This is a genomic window from Halomonas sp. BC1 (assembly GCF_002078135.1).
GTDB classification, from domain to species: Bacteria; Pseudomonadota; Gammaproteobacteria; order Pseudomonadales; family Halomonadaceae; genus Vreelandella; species Vreelandella stevensii.
Genome location: NZ_LFGS01000019.1, coordinates 87,867 through 92,876 on the forward strand (window position 1 = coordinate 87,867; position 5,010 = coordinate 92,876).

The following is a 5,010-nucleotide window of genomic DNA, read 5'->3' on the forward strand; positions in this document are numbered from 1 at the left end:
CGCTTCGGAATGGATGGCGGGTCACTGGCCCTGAGGCGCCAGTTGGCCAGTTGGGTTTGCAGGGGCCTCGAGAACGGGTTCATCGACGCTGAAGGTCGTCCGGCTCAGGCGACGTACCCGCTTCATGAACAGCGCGATGCACACCAGCGTACCGCACGCGGCAACCACGTAGCTGACCTGCAGCGGCAGGTTGAAGCCAATGGGGGCGTAGGCGAGGTAGGTGAACGTTGCCATGGTCATGAAGACCGCCGGGATGGAGGTGATCAGGTAGGGCTTGCGTGAGAGTACCAGGTACATCGTCGCGGTCCACAGGGCGATGACGGCGGTGGTCTGGTTGGCCCAGGAGAAGTAGCGCCACAGCAGCGTGAAGTCCATGTGGGTGAGCGCATAAGAGGCCACGAACAGCGGCAGCGCGATCATGATGCGCTTGGCGATCGGTTTCTGGCCCACTTTCAGATAGTCGGCAATGATCATGCGCGCACTGCGGAAAGCGGTGTCGCCGGACGTGATGGGCAGCACAATGACACCCAGTACCGCCAGCGTGCCACCGACGGCGCCCAGCATGGTGGTAGAGACTTCGCTGACCACGGCGGCCGGGCCACCGGACGCCAGCACGTCGGACAGGGTCTGGTCGCCGTAGAACAGGCTCATGGCGGCGGCGGCCCAGATCATGGCAATCACGCCTTCGGCAATCATCATGCCGTAGAAGATCTTGCGACCATTGGTTTCGTTTTCAGTGGTTCGCGAGATGATCGGTGTCTGGGTGGCATGAAAGCCGGAAAGCGCACCACAGGAAATGGTCAGAAACAGCAGCGGGAAAATGGGCGCATTGTCTGGGTGCATGTTCTGGAAAGAGAGTTCGGGAATGGGCGCCCCAGTGACCACTAGGCCGATGCCGATACCGGCGGCGCTGAACAGCAGCAGCGCTCCAAAGTAGGGGTAGATACGGCCAATCACCTTGTCGATGGGCAGCAGCGTGGCCACCAGGTAATAGGCAAAGATGGCCAGGATGATCAGCGTGACCGAGAAAGAGGTCATGTTGGCCAGCAGGGCAGCGGGCGACGTCACGAACACCGTACCCACCAGCAACAGCAGCAAAATGGCAAAGCCGTTGACCACGTGCTTCATGGCTTTACCCAGAAACTTGCCAGCCAGTTGGGGCAAGTGCGCGCCGTGGTTACGAATCGAGATCATGCCGGTCAGGTAGTCGTGAACGGCACCGGCGAAAATACAGCCAATGACGATCCAGACGAACGCCACCGGGCCGTACAGCGCCCCCAGGATAGGGCCGAAAATGGGGCCTACGCCTGCAATGTTAAGCAGCTGAATCAAGGAGTTACGCGTCGTATTCATCGGCACGTAGTCGATGTTATCGCGCATGCTGAAAGCGGGGGTCTGGCGCTTACGATCAGCGACAAACACGCGCTCGACGAACTTGCCGTAGGTAAAGTAACCCACGATCAGCAGTAGTATCGAGAGAATGAAGGTAATCATCTAAAGCACTCAACAGGTCTGGGGGAGTGCGTGGCCATTGACGGGCCACGCTTATTTAGCCGGAAGGAATGTACAGAGACCTGTCAGGTCATGCCTTACAACTTTAGTGGTTGACGACTTTAGTGGCTTACGACTTTAGTGGAGTTACGAGCTGATCACGCCACACGCCATGCGAGCACCGCCGCCGCCCAGGTGAGGTTCGTCATCGTAGGTGTCGCCGCCTTCATGAATGATCAGGCTGCGGCCCAGCACGTCTTCCATGCTCAGGCGCGGTGCCAGCACCGGCAGGTTGGCTTCTCCGTCCTCATTGACGGTCAGCACCGGCAAATCACCCAGGTGGCCATCGCCATAGGGGCCCTGGTGGGTGTCGGTCTCTTCGGGGTCGTAGTGGCCACCAGCCGCTTGCGCTGCGGTCATCTCGCCATCTTCGTTTTCAGCCGGGTCGCAGCTGGCGTTTTCATGCATGTGAAAGCCGTACACGCCTGGCTCCAGATCACTCAGGGAGGGCGTGAAGAGCACGCCGTGATCGGTATGCTCGATGGCGATGGTACCAATCGACTCTTCGATACCTTCAGCGCTCACCTTGTGTATCTCGACGTCCAATGCTTCATTGGCCTGTGCCGCGCCTGCCAACAGCAGGGCCGCAGCGATACCGGTCAGCGGTAATGAATAGCGCATGTGATGGCTCCTTTCCTTGTCCATGGAAGCCCTGGCACAGCGTGGCGTGCCAAGGGGTGCCTTATCAAGGTAGTTGGCGAAGGGCTAACCCGCCAACGCCAGGGCCATCTGACGATCACACACTTTCTCGATCAAGGCCGGGTCATGGCTGACCAGCATCACCGCACAGCCCTGTTCCCGGGCCAGCTCGATGAGCAGGCTGAGGGTGTGCTGCTGAGTGACGGGGTCGAGCCTGGACGTGGGTTCGTCGGCGAACAGAAAGCGTGGCTCGAGCAGCAACACGCGCAGCATCGCGAAGCGCTGCAGTTCGCCGCCGGAAATCTCCCCCGGCCGGCGGGCCAGCAGGTGGTCGTCGAGCCCCAGGCGCTGCAGCAGCGGTGCTACCCGTGCCGGGTCGAAGCGGTGACGGCACTGCAGGTCGGCCAGCAGCTGCGCCAGTGTCCAGTGGGGCGAAAAGGCGGCCGGAGGGTCCTGGTAGAGCTTCTGGCGGCCCAGTACGGGAATACTTTGATGGTAGTCGACGCGCCCCTGATTGGGCCGCGTGACGCCCAGCAGAATATCGCCCAGCGTGCTCTTTCCGCAGCCGGAAGGGCCCACCACGCCGACGATTTCGCCGGGGCGCAGGCTGACCTCCAGCTGGGAGAAGAGCTCTCGACCGCCGCGCGTCATGGCAAGCCCCTGGGCGCTGACCACGGGGGCCTCGGCGTGGCCACGAAACACGGGGGGATCGGGCCAGCGGCTGGGTTCGGCGGCCAGCAGGCGTTGGGCATACTCGGTATTCGGGTGGTTCAGCAGCACCTCGGCAGGGCCGCGTTCGACCACCTGCCCCTTGCGCAGAATGATCACTTCGCCCCCCAGTCGCCGGGCGACTTCGATATCGTGCGTGATGGTCAGCAGGGCGCCGCCACGCTCGGGGGTGCTGGCCAGTAGTTCGACCACTTCATCCCGGCGCGGGGCATCCAGCCCTTTGGTGGGCTCATCGGCAATCACCATGGCAGCCCCCGCAGCGCTGGCGGCCGCGAAGGCCACCCGCTGGGCCATGCCGCCGGAAAGCTCCCCCGGCAGTTTATGCAGCGCATGGGCAAGACCCAGGCAGCTCAACTCGGCCCTGGCGGCGGCTTGGGCGTCTGCTGCTGTTTTGCCAGCGACGAAACGATGGGTTTCTGCCACTTGTGGCAGGGCGCGCATGGTGGGGTCCAGCGCGTTCCAGGGCTCCTGGGGCAGCAGCGCCAGAGTGCGGCCCCACAGCGCCTGCCGGCTTTGCGGGGCGTCGGCAGGGTAAGTCACACCGGCAATCTCCAGCGAACCTTGCGCCGCCAGCCCCGGCGGCAGCGTGCCCATGATGGCCTGGGCAATCAGGCTCTTGCCCGAACCGGTTTCCCCCAGCAGGGTCAGGCGCTGGCCAGCGGCCAGGCGAAAGCTGATCGGGGCGATGGTGACGCCATCGCCAGTGATCTCCAGATCACTGACATCCAGCAGTTGAGTGGTGAGCGTCATGGAGGTCATCGTGGGTCCTTCCCTGCCAGCAGGTTCAAGCTCAAGACCACCACGAACAGCACGAAAATCGGCTGCGCCATGGCCCAGGGAGCTTCGTGGTAGTAGGGCAACAGCTCGATCATCATCAAGCCCAGTTCCGCCGTGGGCGGCCGCAGGCCAACGCTGACAAAGCCCAGCGCGGCCATGGCGAGAATCGCGCTGGCGGCACCGAAGGCGGCCAGTGTGAACACCTGGGGCGCCAGCTCCGGCCATAAGTGGCGACGAAACAGCATCACCGGGCCAAAGCCCAGCAGTCGGCTGGCTTCGATCTGTGGCGAGGTGACCAGCGCTTGGGTGCGCGCTCGTACTACCCGGAAATACTCGATCCACAGCACCAGCGAGATCCCCACGTAGAGGGTCCAGAAGTTGCCGGGGGCGATGGCGGCCAGCAGCAGCACCAGCAACAGGCCCGGCAGCGCCAGGCAGGCATCGGCAACGCTACCCAGCAGGCGGTCGGTCCAGCCGCCCCGCCAGCCCGCCACGACGCCCAGCAGTACGCCGGGAATGGCGGCGGTGGCTACGCTGAGCAGTGCCATGCCCAATGAGAGCCGAATGGCGGCCGCCATACGCGCCAGCATGCTGCGGCCAAGGTGGTCGGTACCGAAGGGCTCGGCCAGCGAGGGTGCCTGCAGGATGCGGCTGAGCTGCTGGCGGGCGGGGTCGGCGTCGACCAGCCAGGGCACCAGCCAGGCAAAGGCGAGCAGCAGGGCCAGCAGGCCCGCGCCCCACCATTGGCGCGCCGATAGCAGCGTCGTATGGCCATGCAGGGGGCGGGAGGCAGGTAGCCGTGACGAGGTAGTGCCCATCATGCTTGGCGTCTCCTTGGGTCGAGTAGGTGGCAGGCGATATCCACCGCCGTATTCAGCAGCACGAACAGCAGGCCCATGACCAGCGCCGTGCCCTGAATCATCGGCACGTCTCGGGCCACGATGGCGTGCACCAGGGCGTGGCCGATGCCGGGCCAGGCGAACAGGGTTTCGACCACCACGACACCTTCGATCAGGTAGACGAACTGGACGCCCAGATAGGCCACCACGGGCACCGATGCGTTGCGCAGACCGTGGCGCAGGAAGCTGCGCCGTGGCCCAAGGCCCTTGGTGTGAGAAAAGGCGTAATAGGCCGACTGGGAAACCTCGGCCATGGCGTTGCGAGCCACGCGGCTGGAGACCGCCGCCAGGCCCAGCGCCAGCGTCAGGGCCGGTAGCACGGTATGCAGCGGCCCACCGTGGCCTGCCACCGGCAGCCAGCCCAGGGTGACGGCAAACAGCATGATCAGCAGCAGCCCGACGGCAAAGGCGGGCA

Annotated in this window: 5 protein-coding genes; all 5 read right to left on the bottom strand. The window is 64.1% G+C overall.

Translation table 11 applies throughout. The features are described 5' to 3' along the window. Positions 1–21: 21 nt before the first annotated feature. On the bottom strand, positions 22–1,494 hold the full coding sequence (locus B7L72_RS14450; RefSeq protein WP_081195170.1) for a carbon starvation CstA family protein: 1,473 nt from the start codon (positions 1,492–1,494) through the stop codon (positions 22–24). Between the two features lie 144 nt (positions 1,495–1,638). Continuing rightward, entirely contained in the window at positions 1,639–2,172 is a 534-nt protein-coding gene (sodC, locus tag B7L72_RS14455; RefSeq protein ID WP_016914992.1) for a superoxide dismutase family protein, read from the bottom strand. An 84-nt stretch (positions 2,173–2,256) separates the two neighbouring features. Beyond that, positions 2,257–3,678, bottom strand: coding sequence for an ABC transporter ATP-binding protein (locus tag B7L72_RS14460; RefSeq protein ID WP_081195172.1), 1,422 nt, complete (start codon positions 3,676–3,678; stop codon positions 2,257–2,259). Then, a complete protein-coding gene (locus B7L72_RS14465; protein WP_016914990.1) occupies positions 3,675–4,517 on the bottom strand; it encodes an ABC transporter permease in 843 nt (280 codons plus the stop codon). Before B7L72_RS14465 ends, B7L72_RS14460 begins: the two co-directional genes overlap by 4 nt. Continuing rightward, a partial coding sequence (locus tag B7L72_RS14470) for an ABC transporter permease (RefSeq protein WP_139788533.1) occupies positions 4,514–5,010 on the bottom strand: 497 nt, incomplete at its 5' end. The genes B7L72_RS14465 and B7L72_RS14470, both read right to left, overlap by 4 nt.